Annotated in this window: 13 protein-coding genes and 3 pseudogenes; 6 read left to right on the top strand and 10 right to left on the bottom strand. The window is 32.1% G+C overall.

Annotated elements, in window-relative coordinates; translation table 11 throughout:
* Positions 1-41: 41 nt before the first annotated feature.
* Positions 42-673 (bottom strand): annotated as a pseudogene (gene nth / locus IPK18_11390) (endonuclease III).
* Between the two features lie 39 nt (positions 674-712).
* Between nth and rnhA the strand changes: the two are divergent.
* Positions 713-1,189, top strand: coding sequence for a ribonuclease HI (gene rnhA / locus IPK18_11385; protein ID QQR97457.1), 477 nt, complete (start codon positions 713-715; stop codon positions 1,187-1,189).
* Here rnhA and IPK18_11380 read toward each other — a convergent pair.
* Complete coding sequence (locus IPK18_11380; GenBank protein QQR97456.1) at positions 1,181-1,735, bottom strand: DUF922 domain-containing protein; 555 nt, start codon at positions 1,733-1,735, stop codon at positions 1,181-1,183. The two genes, rnhA and IPK18_11380, sit on opposite strands and share 9 nt — an antisense overlap.
* Positions 1,736-1,851: 116 nt before the next feature.
* On the opposite strand from IPK18_11380, the gene IPK18_11375 reads away from it, so the two are divergent.
* Positions 1,852-2,757 carry a TraB/GumN family protein gene (locus IPK18_11375; GenBank protein QQR97455.1) on the top strand — a complete coding sequence of 302 codons (906 nt, stop codon included), beginning with the start codon at positions 1,852-1,854 and terminating at the stop codon, positions 2,755-2,757.
* Positions 2,758-2,875: 118 nt separating this feature from the next.
* Positions 2,876-5,509, top strand: coding sequence for a valine--tRNA ligase (locus IPK18_11370; GenBank protein ID QQR99342.1), 2,634 nt, complete (start codon positions 2,876-2,878; stop codon positions 5,507-5,509).
* Here IPK18_11370 and IPK18_11365 read toward each other — a convergent pair whose 3' ends face one another.
* Positions 5,510-6,199 (bottom strand): C40 family peptidase, encoded by a 690-nt coding sequence (locus tag IPK18_11365; protein ID QQR97454.1) that lies wholly within the window; start codon positions 6,197-6,199, stop codon positions 5,510-5,512.
* On the bottom strand, positions 6,196-6,888 hold the full coding sequence (locus IPK18_11360; protein ID QQR97453.1) for a 1-acyl-sn-glycerol-3-phosphate acyltransferase: 693 nt from the start codon (positions 6,886-6,888) through the stop codon (positions 6,196-6,198). The genes IPK18_11365 and IPK18_11360 overlap by 4 nt, the downstream gene beginning before the upstream one ends.
* Positions 6,889-7,061: 173 nt before the next feature.
* Between IPK18_11360 and thrA the strand changes: the two are divergent.
* A pseudogene (thrA, locus tag IPK18_11355) lies at positions 7,062-9,517 on the top strand (bifunctional aspartate kinase/homoserine dehydrogenase I).
* Between the two features lie 25 nt (positions 9,518-9,542).
* Complete coding sequence (locus tag IPK18_11350; GenBank protein QQR97452.1) at positions 9,543-10,490, top strand: homoserine kinase; 948 nt, start codon at positions 9,543-9,545, stop codon at positions 10,488-10,490.
* A gap of 4 nt (positions 10,491-10,494) precedes the next feature.
* On the opposite strand, the gene IPK18_11345 is transcribed toward IPK18_11350, so the two are convergent.
* Positions 10,495-11,406 carry a hypothetical protein gene (locus IPK18_11345; protein QQR97451.1) on the bottom strand — a complete coding sequence of 304 codons (912 nt, stop codon included), beginning with the start codon at positions 11,404-11,406 and terminating at the stop codon, positions 10,495-10,497.
* A gap of 138 nt (positions 11,407-11,544) precedes the next feature.
* On the opposite strand from IPK18_11345, the gene IPK18_11340 reads away from it, so the two are divergent.
* Positions 11,545-12,774, top strand: a complete 1,230-nt coding sequence (locus IPK18_11340) for an ABC transporter permease (GenBank protein QQR97450.1) — start codon at positions 11,545-11,547, stop codon at positions 12,772-12,774.
* 7 nt (positions 12,775-12,781) lie between these two features.
* Here the strand turns inward: IPK18_11340 and thiH are convergent, their stop codons facing one another.
* The 5 genes and pseudogenes from thiH to IPK18_11315 all read right to left on the bottom strand — a co-directional run bounded on the left by thiH (position 12,782) and on the right by IPK18_11315 (position 19,268).
* Positions 12,782-13,789 (bottom strand): 2-iminoacetate synthase ThiH, encoded by a 1,008-nt coding sequence (gene thiH, locus IPK18_11335; GenBank protein ID QQR97449.1) that lies wholly within the window; start codon positions 13,787-13,789, stop codon positions 12,782-12,784.
* Between the two features lie 7 nt (positions 13,790-13,796).
* A pseudogene (gene ilvB / locus IPK18_11330) lies at positions 13,797-15,514 on the bottom strand (biosynthetic-type acetolactate synthase large subunit).
* A 155-nt stretch (positions 15,515-15,669) separates the two neighbouring features.
* A complete protein-coding gene (locus IPK18_11325) occupies positions 15,670-16,392 on the bottom strand; it encodes an OmpA family protein (GenBank protein ID QQR97448.1) in 723 nt (240 codons plus the stop codon).
* A complete protein-coding gene (locus IPK18_11320) occupies positions 16,385-17,851 on the bottom strand; it encodes a carboxypeptidase regulatory-like domain-containing protein (GenBank protein QQR97447.1) in 1,467 nt (488 codons plus the stop codon). The genes IPK18_11325 and IPK18_11320 overlap by 8 nt, the downstream gene beginning before the upstream one ends.
* Positions 17,852-18,263: 412 nt before the next feature.
* On the bottom strand, positions 18,264-19,268 hold the full coding sequence (locus tag IPK18_11315; GenBank protein ID QQR97446.1) for a type IX secretion system membrane protein PorP/SprF: 1,005 nt from the start codon (positions 19,266-19,268) through the stop codon (positions 18,264-18,266).
* Positions 19,269-19,372: the final 104 nt, after the last annotated feature.

The following is a 19,372-nucleotide window of genomic DNA, read 5'->3' as shown; positions in this document are numbered from 1 at the left end:
ATTAAATTAAGATTAGTTTCGGATAAAGATAATAAAAAAAATTAAATTCTGCTCTTAACTCCAATATTTTTACACATTACACAATTCTCTACTATATGTTGTCTTGCCTTACAATATGTTCTACCATAATATATAATTTGCAAATGTAATTTATTCCATAAATTTTCATTAAATATATGCTTTAAATCTTTTTCTGTCTGTGTTACGCTCTTGCCATTACTCAAACCCCAACGATAAGCAAGCCTGTGAATATGTGTATCTACTGGAAAAGCTGGATAGCCAAAAATCTGGCTCATCACAACAGATGCAGTTTTGTGTCCAACACCCGGCAATGCTTCTAATGCCTCAAATGTACTTGGAACATTAGAATTATATTGTTCTACTAAAATTTTTGACAACTCATATATTGCTTTTGATTTTTGTGGAGACAAACCACATGGTCTAATTATTTCTTTAATTTCTTCTACAGAAAGTTGTATCATTTTTTTGGTGTATCTGCTTTCTTAAACAACAATGGTGTTATTTTATTTACGCGTTCATCTGTGCATTGTGCTGAAAGCAAGACAGCTATCAACATGGTGTATGCATCTTTGTGATCCAATGGTATTGGTGTTTCTGGAAATAATTGATTTAATATATCTACAACAAAAGATGCCTTTTCTTTCTTGGTCATATTACTAATTATGAATAGATTTGCAAGATACTCAAAATAATGATTGAAATTTACACAGATGGTGCCGCAAGAGGAAATCCTGGGAAAGGTGGATATGGTGTAATTTTGCGTTTAGGACAACATTACAAAGAAATTAGTGAAGGCTTCAGGCTAACAACAAACAATAGAATGGAACTTTTGGCATGTATTATTGGCTTAGAAGCAATAAAAAAAGATGGGCAGAATATTACAATATTTTCTGACTCAAAATATGTAGTAGATAGTGTAGAAAAATCTTGGTTATTTTCTTGGCTAAAGAAACCTGACTTTGCTAAAAAGAAGAACAAAGACCTTTGGTTGAGATTTTATGCATCATACAAAAAACATCAAATAAAATTTACTTGGATAAAAGGACACAATGAGCATAAAGAAAATGAAAGATGTGATTTTTTAGCTACAACTGCTGCTGATAGTAATAACCTATTAGTTGATATTGGATATGAATCAGAAATTAATAGCAAACAGAATTTATTTTAAAATTTTCACAAACTTATAATTTGTATATTTCTGCATTGAGTCCAATTGTGAATTAACGTATTCATTCCAATATGCTTGTTTTTCAGTATTGATGCTGTGTTTTGTTTCCTTATCATATAAATCCTGATCTTTATTCCAATCACTCATATTTTTCTGTACAAGCACACTAATTTTATTTACATCTTTTTTTGTTTTTACATTATCCTGAATACTTTTTATAAGTTTTCTCGTGTACAGTTCTGTAATATCAAAATGCAACTGTTCGTGTTGTAAAATATAATTTGATTGCTTGCTCTTTATACTCCAAGAAAGATTGGGGAAAAACTTACTTATAATTTGAAATTGATATTTTGTGTTTGTTGCAGAATAGCCAAATTCTATAGAAGATGAAGTCATGGCTGCTTCTGCACCAAGATTATTTGGCTTTGCATTAAAATCTGACCATAGTAATTTTCTTTCTTTGTTCCATAAAACATATGGCTCATCTTTTGTAGGTGTAAAAGAAAATAAAATTAAAGCAACAAATATGAATATACTATTTCGCATAAAAAGTAAGTTGTCAAATATCATACCTTAATTTATACTTAGCAAAATAAAATTCTTAAAAAATGTTTAGAAATAATTTGGTATTCCATAATACATTAAATTTGTAAAAAAAGACAATGAAATCTAATGCTTTTATTATCATGATGTTTGCCATACAACTTTTATCTGCAACAGAGAAATCTAAAAAAAGTAACAAAACAACTTTACCTAATCAAAATTCTATTCTGTGGGAAATATCAGGCAATAATCTTAAAGCACCATCATATCTATTTGGCACTATCCATGCAATACCATATGATGATTTTTTTATTGGGAAGAATACCATAAAAAAACTTAAAGCATGTGAGCAATTAGTTATGGAACTAGACTTGACTGAGATAAATGAAGCAAAACTAACAGAATTAAGTTTATTACCAGAAGACAAAAACATCAAGGACTTTATTTCTGATAAAGAATACAATGATTTAGAAGAATTTTTAATTGAAAAATTTGGCATGAGCAAAGCAATTTTTGAAAATGTATACACAAAGCTTAAACCATTTTATGTAGAACAATTTATCTTATTAAGCATCATTGGAGAAAATAAAAAAGTTTACGAAAATGAATTAAATGATTTAGCATCCGAAAATAATATTGGAAAAATTGGATTGGAAAAATTTGAAGAACAATTAGCAATTATCGATAGTATTCCGCTAAAATTACAATATCAAAACTTAGTAAAAAACCTACACAACTACGATGAACAAATCACACAGTATAATGAAATGGTTCAAGCTTATAAAAAACAAGATTTAAATTATTTAAACGAGCAATTTGAAAATAATTTTACTGGCGATATGAGCATTTATAAGATAATATTATTAGACGATAGAAACGAAAAATGGATAGCAAAAATTGAACAAATTGCAAGCAAAAAAACAAGTTTTTTTGCTGTTGGCGCTGGTCATCTTGCAGGCAAAAATGGTTTAATAAAACTATTACAAAACAAAGGCTTTACAGTAACGCCAATAAGCACAAACTAAATCTCATAAATTAGAACACATACATTATCAAAACATTTCATTTTAAATTAGAATTTTCATTAGTAATCTAAATGATTAAATTTGCATTTTTATATAAATTGCAACTTTAATTCAGATGATGGAACTACCTAAAAATATAAACCAAAACGAGATAGAGCAAAAATGGTACAAACACTGGATGGAAAAAGGATATTTTCATTCTGAGCCAGACGAGAGAGAACCATATACAATTGTAATTCCACCACCAAACGTAACAGGCGTTTTGCACATGGGACACATGCTCAACAATACTATACAAGATGTATTGATTAGACGTGCGCGCATGCAAGGAAAAAACGCATGTTGGGTTCCAGGCACAGACCACGCATCTATTGCAACAGAAGCAAAGGTAGTTGCATTACTAAAAGAAAAAGGAATTGAAAAAAAAGATTTAAGTAGAAAAGAGTTTTTAGAACATGCTTGGGAATGGAAAAGCAAATATGGTGGAATTATCCTGAAACAACTAGAAAAACTTGGTGCATCATGCGACTGGGAACGCACAAAATTCACTATGGATGATTCATTGAGTGATGCAGTGATAGAAGTTTTTATTGATTTATACAATAAAGGAAAAATATATCGTGGTGTACGTATGGTCAATTGGGATCCAAAAGGCAAAACTGCTGTTTCTGATGAAGAAGTAATTCATAAAGAAGTTAACTCCAAATTATATTACATTAAATATTTCATCGCTGATGAAAACAATCAAGCAACTGATGAATATATCACTGTTGCCACAACAAGACCAGAAACGTTATTTGGTGATACTGCAGTTTGTGTACATCCAGATGATGAAAGATACAAACACTTAAAAGAAAAAAAGGCAATTCTACCATTACTCAACAAAATAATTCCAGTTATTTTTGATGATTACATTGATATTGAATTTGGAACAGGTGCATTAAAAGTAACACCAGCACATGATATTAATGATTATAATCTTGGTATAAAACACAATCTTGAAGTAATTGATATATTGAATGACGATGGCACCTTGAGTGAAAAAGCTCAATTATATATTGGCGAAGATAGATTTGCTGCGCGAAAAAAAGTGGCTATCGAATTAGAAGAAAAAAATCATCTACTTAAAATTGAAGACATTAAAAATAAAGTTGGCTATTCTGAACGCACAGATGCTGTAATAGAACCAAAACTTTCTATGCAATGGTTTTTGAAAATGGAAGAATTAGCACAACCAGCATTAAAATCAGTAATGGATGATGAAATTAAATTAATGCCTGAAAAGTTTAAGAACACATACAAGCATTGGATGGAAAATGTACACGATTGGTGCATCTCAAGACAATTATGGTGGGGACATCAAATTCCTGCTTGGTATGATGATAAAGGAAACCATGTAGTAGCAAAAACACATGATGAAGCATTAAAAATATATTTAGAAAAAAATCCGAATTCAAACACATCAAATCTAAAACAAGATGAAGATGTATTAGATACTTGGTTCTCATCTTGGCTATGGCCAATATCTGTTTTCGATGGATTTAAAGAACCAAACGGAAAAGATATCAATTATTATTATCCAACTAATGATTTAGTTACTGCACCAGAAATTTTATTCTTTTGGGTTGCACGTATGATTATTGCTGGATATGAATACCGAAATGAGAAACCTTTTAGAAATGTATATCTAACAGGAATTGTTCGTGACAAACAAGGCAGAAAAATGTCTAAATCATTAGGCAACTCGCCTGACCCAATTGATTTGATTGACAAATATGGTGCTGATGGTGTGCGCACTGGAATGCTATTCTCCTCGCCTGCTGGAAACGATTTATTATTTGATGAAAAATCTTGTGAGCAAGGTAGAAACTTCACCAATAAAATATGGAATGCTTTGCGATTAGTAAAAGGTTGGGAAATAGATAATGAACATTCTACTTCACAAATCCTAAATCAATCAGCATTTACATGGTTTGAAAATAAATTAAATCAAACCATTGAAACCACCAATAAACTATACGAACAATATCGTTTATCAGAAGTACTAACAACACTTTATAGTTTTATTTGGGATGATTTTTGCTCTTGGTATTTGGAATATGTAAAGCCACCATTTGGCGAAAAAATAGACAAAAATACATACCAAAAAACTATTGCATATTTTGAGCAATTAATGAAATTAATGCATCCATTTATGCCATTTGTTACTGAAGAAATCTATCATTTATTAAATGAAAACAATACTGATATTATTGTTGCAACATACCCAAGTGCTGGAAATATTAATGAAAAAGAAATAGCGAAAGGCGAAAAAGCAAAGCAATTTATTGCAGCAATCAGAGACGTAAGAAATAGAAATGGACTATCGCCAAAACATGTGATAGATGTACAAGTACAATGCGAAGACGCATCATTCTACAAAGAATATGAAGCAGCATTAGTAAAACTGGCAAACATCAATCCAATACAATTCACATCATCAGAAGTTGCCAATAGTGTATCACAACTTATTGACAAAGACAAATTATACATCATTACAGGAATTCAAGTAAATACAGCAGAAGAAAAACAAAAAATAGAAAAAGAAATTGAGTATTACAAAGGTTTTATTGCAAGCATTGAGAAAAAATTAAGCAATGAAAAATTCGTACAAAATGCTAAGCCAGAAATAATAGAAAACGAAAGAAAGAAATTAGAAGATGGACAATCTAAATTAAATACTTTAGAGAAAAGTTTGACTGACTTATCATAGTCACTTCTCAATTCTTTTTATGCTATGTAATTGATGTGAATACGTCTTAGTTTCTTCATTATAGATGCCTTTTTTGTTTAAAATATCTATTCTTACTTTGCCTGATGCATGAATGATTTTTATCGAATTTCTATTTCTAATTACAATACCTACATGTATTATTTTACCAGCATCGTTGGCAAAATATGCTAGGTCATTAGTTTTAGCATTTTCAATATCTACCAACTCACCTACTTCTGCTTGCTGATAGGCATCACGTGGCAAATTAATTCCATTTACACGATAAACAATCTGCACAAATCCAGAACAATCAATACCAAAAATAGAACGACCGCCCCACAAATACGGAACATTTAGTAGTTGTTTTGCAGTAGAAATAATTGAATTTTGTTGCTTTTTTTTAATGTCAAAATCAACAAAACTGCCCATTGTATAATAAATTTTATTTTTATATAATAAGTTTTTATCTACAACAAATTTATTACTATTTAATTTATCAACCAATTGATATTGTTTATTATCAATCCAACCTTCATATGCATCATGGTGCAATCTAATCTTAGTCCATTTTTCTTGCTGTTCTATAATGTCAAATGTTTCACCAAATAATAGCTGACTAACTAACTCAGCTTTATCTGAAGGTGTTGCACGTATAGGCACAACAGACAAATAACTAATTCCGACACTCATATTAATTCAAAATTTTTAAATCCTTCATCATGCATCACTAAAAAATTCCACATTGCTTTGAATGTTTTTTCTTTTAAAGTTTGCACAGCCAACTCATCGTTTCCATCAGGAAAAATTGGTTCTAGATGATTAACTTCCAAAGTTTCTGGCTTAAATACCAAGTCATGTCTTGGATTTATTTTTTTTATATTTGTAAATACCATAGGAATTACTGGTAAATTTGCACTTACAGCAATATCAAATGCACCATCAAAAAATTCCTTCAATGGCTTGCCTGTTCTATTTCTAGTTCCTTCGGGAAAAATAAGCATAGAAATTCCTTTATTTAAATCACTTAACATATTTTCTTTACTCTGTTTTCTTGCTTCAGAGCTGCTTCTATCTACAGCGATACAACTTAATTTGAAGATTTGACCTAAAAATGGTATCAATGTTAATTCTCTTTTGATTAATGGCTTTGCATACACTCTGCCACCATACGCAGCAGCTATCATATCAGCAGAATTTGTATGATTTAATACACATATGTACGTCTGTTTTTTATCAACATATTCTATTCCTTTTATTTTGTATCTAATTGCTGTAAATGCAGACCAAAAAAAGAAAAAAGTACGATTAATATAGTACACTACTTTTATTTGATGTTTGTATGGCACAAATATTTTACATAAAATAAAAAAAAGCAACATGAATGGTGTCATTAAAAAAAATGAGACCGCAAGCCAAATACTGTATAAAGTATATAAAAACCTCAACATTTAATTTTAAATTAATTTAATTCACTAAGGTATGCATAAATATTAGCATTCTATTTATTACTTTTGAAGTAACGCAAATTTAAGCAAATTAAGTTAAAATATTTATGAAGATACTAAAGTTTGGAGGAACGTCTGTAGGTTCTGTAGAAAACATCAGAAAAATTATTGAAATCATAAAAAAAGAGAAAAAACAAGGCAACGAAGTTGTACTTGTATGTTCTGCTTTTACCAAAATAACAGACCAACTCATTAATGCTGGAAAATTAGCAGAAAAGAGAGACAATACTTATACTGAAATATTAGAAAACATTAAAGCAAGACATCTAGATGCTATTCATGCTTTAATTACTAAAAAAACAATAAAACCAGCATTAGTAGAAGAACTAGAAGAAGGCTTACAAAGAGTAGAAAACATACTTGGTGGCATACATTTATTAGGCGAACTGTCGGACAAAACATTAGCAAGACTGGTGAGTTTTGGAGAAAGATTATCATGTTTTATCATTGCTGGTGCATTGAAAGAAGTTGGATTAAAAGGTATTTATGTAAATGCTACGCAATTAATAAAAACTGACAGCAATTATTTATCTGCAAAAGTAAATTTCGATAGAACTAATAAAAATATCATTGAATATTTTGACAATATACACGGCACTGCTGTTGTCACAGGTTTTATTGGCACAGATGAGCATGATAACATTACAACGTTAGGCAGAGGTGGCTCAGACTATACTGCAGCAATTTTTGGTGCAGCACTAAAAGTAGATTCAATAGAAATTTGGACAGATGTAAATGGTGTACTTACAGCAGACCCAAGAAGAGTTGAGCAGGCACTTACTATTCCTACTTTAAGTTATAAAGAAGCTATGGAATTATCACACTTTGGTGCTAAGGTAATTTATCCACCTACAATTCAACCAGCTTATGTAAAAGGCATTCCTATTATTATTAAAAATACTTTTAATCCAGAACACCCAGGCACGTATATTTCTAAAAACACAGGCAAGTCAAGCAATATTATCAAAGGCATTTCATCTATTTCTGACATTGCATTATTAAGAATGGAAGGTACAGGAATGGTAGGTGTGATTGGAATAGCATCAAGATTATTTGGTGCATTTTCAAGAGCTGGTGTAAATATAATTTTCCTTACACAAGGCTCATCAGAACATTCGATTTGCTTTGGTGTACTACCAAATGATGTAAAAAAATGCCAAAAAGCTGTTGAAGAAGAATTCAAATATGAAATTCAAAATAAATATATACAACCATTAGTAATAGAATTAGATAAAACAATTATTGCAGTAATTGGCGAAAACATGAACAGTGTACCAGGCGTTTCTGCAAAAATGTTTAAAGCATTAGGAAAAAATGGCATCAATGTTAAAGCAATTGCACAAGGTTCATCAGAATTAAATATCACTGCTGTAATCGATAGATACAATGAAGCAAAAGCATTAAACGCACTGCACGAAATCTTTTTTATTCAAGACAAACAATCAATCAATATTTTCTTAGTTGGCTACACAGGACTAATTGGAAGTACATTGATAAAACAATTACACCAACAACAACAATACTTAGAAAAAGAGAAAAATGTAAAAATTAATTTGATTGGAATCATCAATTCTAAACAAATGGTTATTGATAGCAATGGCATCAACATAAATAATATACAAGCAACGATTGAAGAACAAAAAGAAGACGCAAATACAAATACATTTATCAATAGAATAATTGAATTAAACTTTGCAAATTCAATTTTAGTAGATTGCTCATCAAACAAAGCTTATGTAGAACATTACGAAAAAATATTAAAGAAAAGCATATCTATTGTAACGCCAAATAAAATTGCAAATACACTTTCTTATGCAAAATATGTTGCATTGAGAGAAACAGCAAAAAAATCGAACTCAAGATTTATGTATGAAACCAATGTTGGTGCTGGCTTACCAATCATCAATACATTACATGCACTATTAAACTCTGGCGATAGAATTCTAAAAATTGAAGCTGTACTTTCTGGCACACTTTCTTATATTTTTAATAATTATAAAGGTGATGCATTATTTTCTAACATTGTATAAAAGAAAAAGGATTTACAGAACCAGATCCAAGAGATGATTTGAGTGGATTGGATGTTGCAAGAAAAGCACTTATACTTTCAAGAGAATGTGGTAGCCAATTGGAGCTTGAACAAATTAAAGTAGAAAATTTAGTACCAAAAGAATTAAGAAGTTTAGATTTAAAGAGTTTTATGCAAAAACTAACAGAGTTAGATGAATTGTATGAAAAACTAAAATCTAAAGCTGAGAAAAAAGACAAAGTGCTTAGATACATGGCAATTATTGAAAACAACAAAGTAGAAATTGCTCTAAAAGAAGTAGATACTCAACATCCATTTTACAATTTGAATGGTAGTGACAACATGATAGTATTTACAACAGATAGATATAAAAACAACCCATTAGTAGTAAAAGGACCAGGTGCTGGAGCAGAAGTAACTGCAGCTGGCGTATTTGCAGAAATAATTAGTTTAGGCAATTATTTAGCCAATTAATTGATATAAGATTGAAGGAAATAAAATGAAAATTGGAGATAAAATTAGAGTTTTCGCACCAGCAACAGTAGCAAATGTAGCATGTGGTTTTGATGTTTTAGGTTTTGCAATCGAAAAACCAGGTGATGAGTTGATAATGGAAATTAAAGCAGAAAAAGGCGTAGAAATCGTAGACATAGAAGGCGATGGTGGTGTATTACCAAGAAATCCACTAAAAAACTCTGCAACAGTAGCTATTCAAGAATATTTAGATTACATCAATGTTGATTTTGGTTGCAAAATTTGGCTTAAAAAAATGATGCCAAGTGGAAGTGGTTTAGGTAGTAGTGCAGCTAGTGCAGTAGCTGGTGTATATGCTATAAATATGCTATGCAATGAAAAATTGACAAAAAATGAAATGCTTCCATTTTTAATTGATGCTGAAAAAGCAGCTTGTGATGCAGCCATTGCAGACAATGTAGCAGCAAGTTTGTTTGGTGTCTTCATTTTAGTAAGAAGCTACGAACCATTAGACATCATTCAAATTCCTGTTCCAGAAGAATTATGGTGTGCCGTTATCAATCCAGATGTGATTGTATTAACTAAAGAAGCAAGAGAAATATTACCAAAAGATATATCATTAGCACATTCATTACGTCAAAGTGCCAATGTTGGTGGTTTAATGATAGGTTTATTGCGTGGTGATTATGATTTAATTGGAAGAAGCTTAATAGACTATATTGCAGAACCATACAGAAGCAAATTAATTCCTGGATTTTATGATATGAAAAATGCTGCCATAGAAAATGGTGCATTAGGTAGTAGCATTAGTGGAAGTGGCCCAAGTGTATTTGCACTGTGCAAAGGCAAAGACGTTGCACACCAAGTTGGCGATGCTATGAAAGCAGTCATGAATAATTTGGGTATTAAGTCTGAAGTATATGTGAGCAAAGTAAATGCACAAGGACCAAAAGTATTGCCTTTCGTAGATTAGTAGCCTAGAAATTGAATCCTATACTAAACGTCATTCTACCAATTCCTCTTACTTTTTGATTGTAAAAATTATAACTATAATATGAATTACTGTAGCTTATATTCTTTTTTCCTAATACTCCAACAAAACCACCTGCCCATTCTAATTTAAAGCTAAGCATATTTGTTGGTTGAGCTATCATACCTACAGTTCCCATCAAGCCAATAAAGCCTTTTGTATATCTATATTGATAATAAGAACCATTTCCATAATAACTATAATTATAATTTGATGCCTTAGTGCTCAAAAAACCGACAATAAATTCTGGTCCAGCATAGCCTCTTACTTTATATTTATCTCTCCAGAAAAACTTGAAATTTGCACCAGTTAAAAATTTATATCCATGTGATTTTTTATAATTATAATTGTCGTAATAATAATAACTACTACTGTTGTTATAATAACTTTCTGGATAATAATTTGGCAAATCGATTAGATAAATACCATTGTATCTGTTTCTAATCCATCCAGCTCTGAATGGAATGGTGATTGCTATATTTTTTTTCTTTAAAAATCTTGTATATTGTACAAGCACATCATTTGTGTAAAATGCCAGAAGGTCTAGTTCTATTGTATTGTATTTAAAGTTATTAACTAATTTAAATCTAGGTCTGTTTGATTTATCTTTTTTACCTACATATTTTTTATTAAGTACTTCTACTTTCCCATTTTCAAATACTACTGTTGAATAATTTGATTTACTTTCTTTATAATCTGGCCCTTCAAGATTATCATATTTTTTAAATAGAATATAATCATCTCCAACTTCTATAATTTTAACCAATATTGTATTGCTATTAAAATCTACTAATTTATCTTGTGCATTGCTTATTTTAATCACAAACAACATCAATAAAAAGAACATTTTCTTCATCATCTTATTTTTTTTAAAAGTAATATATTATATAATATTATACAAACAATACTACAAAAATACCCAAATTTTAGTACTCAATTATTAATTAAATTAAGGTAGACACAATTAAGAAATGTAAAAAATACTTACATTTGGCAAGTGGTAATTTTAGACACAATTAAAATATCTTTCCAAGCAATAAAAACAAATATTGTACGAACAATCATTACGTGTAGTATTATTGGCATTGGCATTATGGCATTGGTTTGCATACTTACATCTGTAGATGGTTTAAAAATTTATCTTTCAAATAGTTTTAGTGCAATGGGCGCAAACACATTTAAGATAAGAAATAAAAGTCTTGGCTTTAATTTGGATGGCGACAATGTAGCACCAAAAGTATACAGAAATATTACTTACCTTGAAGCTATTACATTTAAAGAACATGCGAAAGACTTAGATTGTTCTATCCAATATTTAGCAACACAAGCTGCCACAGTTAAATATAAAAACGTTAAAACAAGTCCAAACATTATGATACTTGGTACTGATGAAAATTACATTAGTACTGAAGGTTACAATATTATAAAAGGAAGAAATTTCAATACTAAAGAATTAAAATCTGGAATGAATGTAGCTATACTTGGTTATTCTGTTGCAAAAAAATTATTTGGAAGCAATTACACTATCAACAATAATGCAATTAAAATAAATGATATAAAATATTTTGTAATTGGTGTATTAAATGAAAAAGGTTCGAGTTTTATTACCACAGACAATATCGTTTTAACAACATTAAAAAAAGCAAAACGAGATTTTGCCTATGGTGACCCATCTTATGTGATTAGCATCAAAGGCAATAAAGACGATAGCCTTGGTGTTGCTGTTGATGCATCTACAATTATTATGAGAAATGTAAGAAAACTAAGACCAAACCAAGAAAACAATTTTGATATTTTAAAAAGTGATAGCATTTCTGGTATGTTTGTTGAAAAAATGAGTATGGCTACATTAGCTGGCTTTATAATTGGAATCATTACATTATTTGGCGCAGCAGTTGGACTTATGAATATTATGCTTGTGAGTGTTACTGAAAGAACAAAAGAAATTGGCACATTAAAAGCAATTGGTGCAAACAATAAAAACATAATGACTCAATTTTTGCTAGAGGCAATAGTTATCTGTCTTCTTGGTGGAATTTTAGGCGTAATACTTGGTGTAACTGTAGGCAACATGGTTTCGTTAATGATAGGTGGTACTTTTATTATACCTTGGAATTGGATAAGTTTAGGAATTGGTTTTTGTATTATTGTAGGAATTATATCTGGAATTTATCCTGCGATAAAAGCATCGAAACTTGATCCAATTGAAGCTTTAAGATATGAATAATATAAAATTACACCAAACAATAATCCCAATCTTTCCATATAACTTCTAGTCCTGAATGATTGATAAGTATTGCTACTTCATTTGGCGTTCTATCATCACTTATTTCAAATTGTTGTAGACTATCTTCTTGCTGATGATATTCGCCTGGTGCTGTTTTGCTGCCTGCACTCATTGTTGTAATACCATAAGGCATTGCAATATCTCTAAATTCTGCTCTTTCACGTGTAGATAATATAATTTCGATATCTGGAAAAGTTAATCTAAATGCAGCAATTAATCTAAGCAAATCAATCTCTGTAAGTTCGCAATTTGGTTGGAATTCACCTTCGTGTGGACGAATTCTAGGAAAAGAAACAGAAAACTTAGACTTCCAATATTTTTTAGATAACAAAATAATGTGTTCAGCTAATTTAATGGCATCTTGTTTCCAATCTGTATCTAAGCCAAACAATACACCAAGTCCAATTTTGTAAATTTCAGCTTTCCCAATTTTCTCAGGCGTAGATAATCTGTATTCAAAATTTGCTTTCTTTCCTTTTGGATGAACTAATTTATATGTATTTTTATTATATGTTTCTTGATAAACCAAAACAGCATAAACACCATTACTTTTCAATTGCACATAATCATCATATTCTAATGGTTGTACTTCAATAGAAATTTGTGCAAAATATGGCTTTAGTAATTTTATTGCATTTATAATATACTGTGTATCTACTCTATAATCTTCGCCAGTTACTAAAAGAACAGCGTCAAAACCTAGTGATTTTAATACTTTTGCCTCTTCTAAAATTTCGTTATCAGTAAGTGTTTTTCTTTTCAGTTTATTATCTAAACTAAAACCACAATAAGTACAAATATTTTGACATTCATTACTTAAATATAATGGCGCAAAAAGCTGAATGGTATTCCCAAATCTTTCTCTTGTAAGTTGTTTGCTTTTTTCTAAATAAGCTTGAAGTTCTATTTTATCTGCATCAAGCACATGTTTAAAAAGCTGTAATGCATCATACATTTAGATATTATTGTGCTGGTTCTAAAATCACATCACTACATGCTGCGCCACTTGGCACCATCGGAAATAAATTTTCTTCCTTCTCTACTGTAACTTCCAAAACATATGGTCCATCATGTGCAAACATTTCATCTAACGCAGCACTCAAGTTTTCTCTTTCAGCTACTTTAGATGATGCTATACCAAATCCTTTTGAAATTGCAACAAAATCTGGATTTTTTAATTCTACTTGCGAGTATCTATTATCAAAGAATAATTGTTGCCATTGCCTTACCATTCCCAAATAATTATTATTGAAAATCACTATTTTGATTGGTAATTTTTGTTGCCAAATTGTGCCTAATTCTTGTATCGTCATTTGGAAACAGCCATCTCCTATTATTGCTACCACTGTTCTCTCTGGTGCTGCCATTTGCGCACCAATTGCTGCTGGCAATGAAAATCCCATTGTACCTAATCCACCACTACTTACCCAAGAGTTTGGCAAATTATATGTATAATATCGCATGGCATACATCTGATGTTGTCCAACATCTGGAACTATGATTGCGTTTCCATTTGTTTTTTCATCAATCAAATGCATGATTTCGCCCATTTTTATACCACCAGTTTTTGGATGAATGGCAGTATCTATTACTTTGTCCAATTCTGCTTTATCTAATTCTTTGAAACTATTTATCCATCCTTGATGATTATTTTCATTAATATATGGTAATAATTGTTCTAAAACTTCTTTTGCATCACCTAATACACCAACTTCAGTTTTTAAAACTTTATCAATCTCAACTGGGTCTATTTCAATATGAACAATTTTAGCTTGTTTTCCAAATTTTGTCACATCGCCAGTTACTCTATCATCAAAACGCATACCTATGGCAATCATTACATCACATTCATTCATTTTTATATTTACTGAATAATTGCCATGCATACCTGGAATGCCTACAAAGTTTTTATCTTTTGGATTAAAAGCACCTAAGCCTTGCATCGTTAAGCAAACTGGAATACCAGATTTTTCAGATAATGCTTCTAATTCTATTTTTGCTTTAGAAATAATTACACCTTGACCAGCAACTATCAATGGTTTCTTTGCTGCATTAATTACTGCATTGCCTGTTTTATTTTCTCAATATTAATAACTGGTTTTGCATCATATGCTCTTACAGATTCGCACTTCTCATATCCACTCCATTCCATCATCTCAAACTGTGCATTTTTTGTAATATCAATTAAAACTGGACCTGGTTTGCCTGTATTGGCTATATAAAATGCTTTTGCAATAATTGCTGGAATTTCTGCTGCATTAGTTACTTGATAATTCCACTTTACAATTGGCATTGTAATGCCTACGACATCTGTTTCCTGAAATGCATCAGTACCTAAAAGATGTTTTGGTACCTGACCAGTAATACAAACCATTGGTGTTGAATCCATAATTGCATCTGCTATGCCTGTAACTAAATTTGTTGCACCTGGACCAGAAGTAGCAAAAACTGCTGTTGCTTTTCCCTTTACTCTTGCATAACCTTCTGCTGCATGTGTTGCGCCTTGTTCGTGTCTTGTTAGAATATGTGTAATTTTATCAGAATAATGCCATAGTGCATCATATATTGGCATAATTGCTCCACCTGGATATCCATATATATAATCAATTCCTTCTTCTACTAATGAACGAATGACTGCTTCTGAACCAGATATCTTATTGTTTGAATATGTATTTGACATTTATTTTAACTATTTACACAAATATAGAAATAAATGATTTGAATTCATATTGAATTCACATAGGTATTGATTTTTTAATATTTAAAAGATACAGCGTCCTGGTGTTGGACGCTGTATGCTTGTTTATCTTATTTTGTGTTTGTGTCTCTTCCTTCTTAGAATGGACATTGTTTACACGGATCCACTTGCATATCAAATCTTTGTAGTGAGCTAATATCAAATTTACCACCTATGACCTTAAACTCTGTTCTTCTGTTTCTCTGGTGTTCATACTCCGTACATACTACTCCATCTGTACAGCCATTCACTGGCTTTGTCTCGCCATATCCTTTTGGTTTTAATCTATTTCTACTAATGCCTCTCGCTATCAACCAATCTACTACACTTTGTGCTCTGCGTTGTGATAACTTGATATTGTAATCATACGGCGCTCTCGCATCTGTGTGTGAGCCTATCTCAACTATTGCTTCTGGATTCTCTTGCAAGAAACCTAATAACTTATTCAAGTCTCGCTCACTCTCCTCTCTTATGTACCATTTATCAAAGTCATAGTAAATGTCTCTCAATTCTATACTTGGCGCATCCATCTGATCGCCTGTCTTTGGATCTACCCACTTACCTGTCTCTGGATCATAGACATAGCCATCTGGCATGCCTGGTATTGGATCTAAGATTACTTCTTCTTCTCTTGGATTTACTCCACACTTTCTGTCTATCTTACAATCGCCATCATCTTTGATAACTTCTGTATAGCCTGGCAAATAGCCTTGTGCATTGGCAACTATGATATAATCACAATCACATCTTACTATCTCGCATATCTTACCATTCTCATCTGCTACCAACGCTTTGGTCCAGCCTTCACACTTGCTAGACAATAGTATCTTTGCTCCTGCTAGTGGCTTTAAGTCTTCTGGACTTTTGCTGTCTATACTCTTTGGTGATGTTGGACTTTTTGCTATCTATGCTCTTATTCTCTATATCTTTGTTTTCTATATTCTTGCTGTCTATACTCTTCGGTGATGTTGGACTCTTGCTATCTATACTCTTATTTTGTAATGATTTTAAGCTCTTGCCCAAGACCTGTACACTCATAGCATACTCTTGTCCTTTATCTAATGGTATTTTTACATATACCGTCTCGCCTGCTTTTACACCTTTTGTCGTAGCACATACTTTGTCATTGCTACTATATCCTTCTGCGCTCGCAACAAAACAATAATCCATGTTTCTTACTACGCCAAACTCAAACTCGCCATCACACTCCGTTTCCATTCTTCCTTCTTCACTCTGTGTCAGCTTTGCCTTCATTATAACTTTACTGTTGCATATCGGCTCGCCTGTCTTTGCATCTACTACAATTCCTTCTAAGTAAATACCATCATCCTCAAAACTATAGATATCATCTAAGCCTTGCCCTTCTGGTCTGTTTGAGGTAAAATAACCTACTGACTTGTCTTGTCCATATACTAAGCTAAAATCATCATAACTACTATTGATTGGTGCGCCTATATTTCTGATCTTACCATATTGATTTGTCTTAGCATCTGGCTTTACTCTAAAGATATCCAATCCGCCTAAGCCACCATGTCCATCACTAGCAAAATATAGTACACCATCTTCAGATACATACGGGAACATCTCCATGCCTTCTGTATTGATCTGCTCGCCTAAGTTCTTGGGTGTGCTCCAGCTTTCGCCTTCTTTCTTTGTAATATAAACATCTGTGCCTCCATAGCCACCTGGCATATCGCTAATAAAATACATCGTATTACCATCTGGTGTAAGTGCTGGATGTCCTACACTATATTCATCATTGTTGTATTGGAATGGTTTGTCATTCTTCCATGTCGTACCTTCTACATCTGACTCAAATATCTTTAATTTGATTATCTTATCATCACTCGTCTTTGCCTTACCATGATAATAATTGTTTCTCGTAAAATATACTTTCTTATTGTCTGGGGTAAAGGTAGCTGCTGCTTCGTGGTATTTTGTCGATGCATCTGCTTTCATCTGTTTTGGCTTGCCAAAGGTCGTCTTCTCGCCTTCTACATAATACATATCAAAAAACTGTGTGCCTGTCCATGTGTGTTCTCTTCCTATTGCCTTTGAACTGTCTCGAGAACTAGAATAGACTAGTCCTTTCTCAAACCACATGGGTGCAAAATCATAACCCGAAGTATTAAAACTTAAATTCTTTATCTGATATCTATCTCTCGTTAATAAGTACTGTCCATAATCTGCACTCGCTTTTAACTGATTGCCTGCTCTCTTGTCTTCTGGAACACTCTGTTTGTAGGTAGCATACCATTTTGCTTTCTTCGTATTTCTCATTCGCCTGCAACATCTTTGCATAGTATAACTTATACTCCGGTTCTACATCGCCTTTCTCTACTGCCTTGCCATACCAATATTCTGCACGCTCAAAGTTTGAGGTTAATCGGTAGCAATCGCCTAGCTCACACATCGCTCTTGTGCTATCGTGCTTCTTTAGATAACTCTCATATAATGGTATCGCTTCATAGTAAGCTAAATCATTATACAACTTCTGGGCTTTGCCTATACCTCCTACTGTGGTACCTGCTCCTGATGTGCCTCCTTCGATAACCTGTGCGTCTATACTAGAAACTCCTATAACCATTAGTAATAGCACTAGCAATATCTGACGTTTAAGCTGTTTGATTGTATTCATATATTTTACTTTTTCCTTGCTTGGGTAAGTTTTATTGTTTTTCTTCTTCTTCTTTTAAAAATATCTCGGCGTTATTACTCGTTTCTTCTCAAAATTAAAATCATAGCCTAAGATAACCTCATAGCTTCCTTTGTTGTAATCTCCTAATTTCGTTAGTGTATAATCATACGCAAATCCTATCAATAACTGCTTCGTTGGCCATACTTCTAATAAAGCATCAAAGCTATCACTGTTCGTTAAGCCTGTCTTCTTATTGTGGAATGATGTTCTGTAGCTTCCGCCTATATTCACTCTATCATAAATCAATAAACTCAAGTTAAAATCTAAGGTATGGGGTATCTTCTGCTCCGCACTGGCTATATATCTGTACATCATCTGTGGACGTATTTTTAATACCTTGCCTGCTGGTATTACGCCTCCTGCCATGGTAATAAAATGTGGTGTACGGTGTGCACTTAGAAAACTCCCTGTATTATCATTAGCATAAGCTTTGATAACATCCTTATTGTGTAAATCGCCTTTGATAAAGTTTGGTACACTTGCTCCAAAATACCAATATTTATGGTATAAATATAAACCTGCGCCTACATCTGGTAGTATTCTACTTACATTCTGCTGAAAAACTACATCCTGTTGATTTTCTATGTTTAAGTCTGTTAGATTACTCTTGTACCACAATATACCTGCATTTATTCCTAAACTCAACTTAACGCCTTTGCCTAAGTTTACTCTATAGGCATAGCTAGCATCAAACCATGTCTGGTTTGTAACGCCTAGTCTGTCATTGACTAAATAGAAACCTATCGCTGAGGATTCCTTCTTCAATGGACTATGAATGGCAAACGTCGCTGTCTGTGGTGCACCCTTGATGCCTGCCCACTGATTGCGATACAAGGCGCGGATACTTAATACCTCGCGTGAGCCTGTGTAACCAGCATTCATAGGCAACTTATTGTACATGTATTGGGTGTACTGAGGCTCCTGTTGGCCATACAGCATCGATGTCATTAATAACAACATCGCTACAACTGTTATCCTCATTTGATTTAATCTTATCATGATTTTTACTTTTGCTTTTTATTTATCTTTTTTGAGCTGAATCTGTGTTTACCTTTTTATTCCTTTTCGGAGATAAGGTGGTAGCAATGTTTGACTACCACCAT

The sequence above is a fragment of the Sphingobacteriales bacterium genome, from assembly GCA_016699615.1.
Lineage (GTDB): Bacteria > Bacteroidota > Bacteroidia > Chitinophagales > JADIYW01 > JADJSS01.
The sequence above is the reverse complement of the archived record's forward strand: the minus strand, read 5'-3'. Positions and strand labels throughout refer to the sequence as shown.

Excerpts from the sequence above, each read along its gene's own strand:
- rnhA (QQR97457.1), top strand. The coding sequence starts at position 713 with ATGATTGAAATTTACACAGATGGTGCCGCAAGAGGAAATCCTGGGAAA.
- IPK18_11380 (QQR97456.1), bottom strand. The coding sequence starts at position 1,735 with ATGCGAAATAGTATATTCATATTTGTTGCTTTAATTTTATTTTCTTTT.
- IPK18_11375 (QQR97455.1), top strand. The coding sequence starts at position 1,852 with ATGAAATCTAATGCTTTTATTATCATGATGTTTGCCATACAACTTTTA.
- IPK18_11370 (QQR99342.1), top strand. The coding sequence starts at position 2,876 with ATGGAACTACCTAAAAATATAAACCAAAACGAGATAGAGCAAAAATGG.
- IPK18_11365 (QQR97454.1), bottom strand. The coding sequence starts at position 6,199 with ATGAGTGTCGGAATTAGTTATTTGTCTGTTGTGCCTATACGTGCAACA.
- IPK18_11360 (QQR97453.1), bottom strand. The coding sequence starts at position 6,888 with ATGTTGCTTTTTTTTATTTTATGTAAAATATTTGTGCCATACAAACAT.
- IPK18_11350 (QQR97452.1), top strand. The coding sequence starts at position 9,543 with ATGAAAATTGGAGATAAAATTAGAGTTTTCGCACCAGCAACAGTAGCA.
- IPK18_11345 (QQR97451.1), bottom strand. The coding sequence starts at position 11,406 with ATGATGAAGAAAATGTTCTTTTTATTGATGTTGTTTGTGATTAAAATA.
- thiH (QQR97449.1), bottom strand. The coding sequence starts at position 13,789 with ATGTATGATGCATTACAGCTTTTTAAACATGTGCTTGATGCAGATAAA.
- IPK18_11320 (QQR97447.1), bottom strand. The coding sequence starts at position 17,851 with ATGAGAAATACGAAGAAAGCAAAATGGTATGCTACCTACAAACAGAGT.
- IPK18_11315 (QQR97446.1), bottom strand. The coding sequence starts at position 19,268 with ATGATAAGATTAAATCAAATGAGGATAACAGTTGTAGCGATGTTGTTA.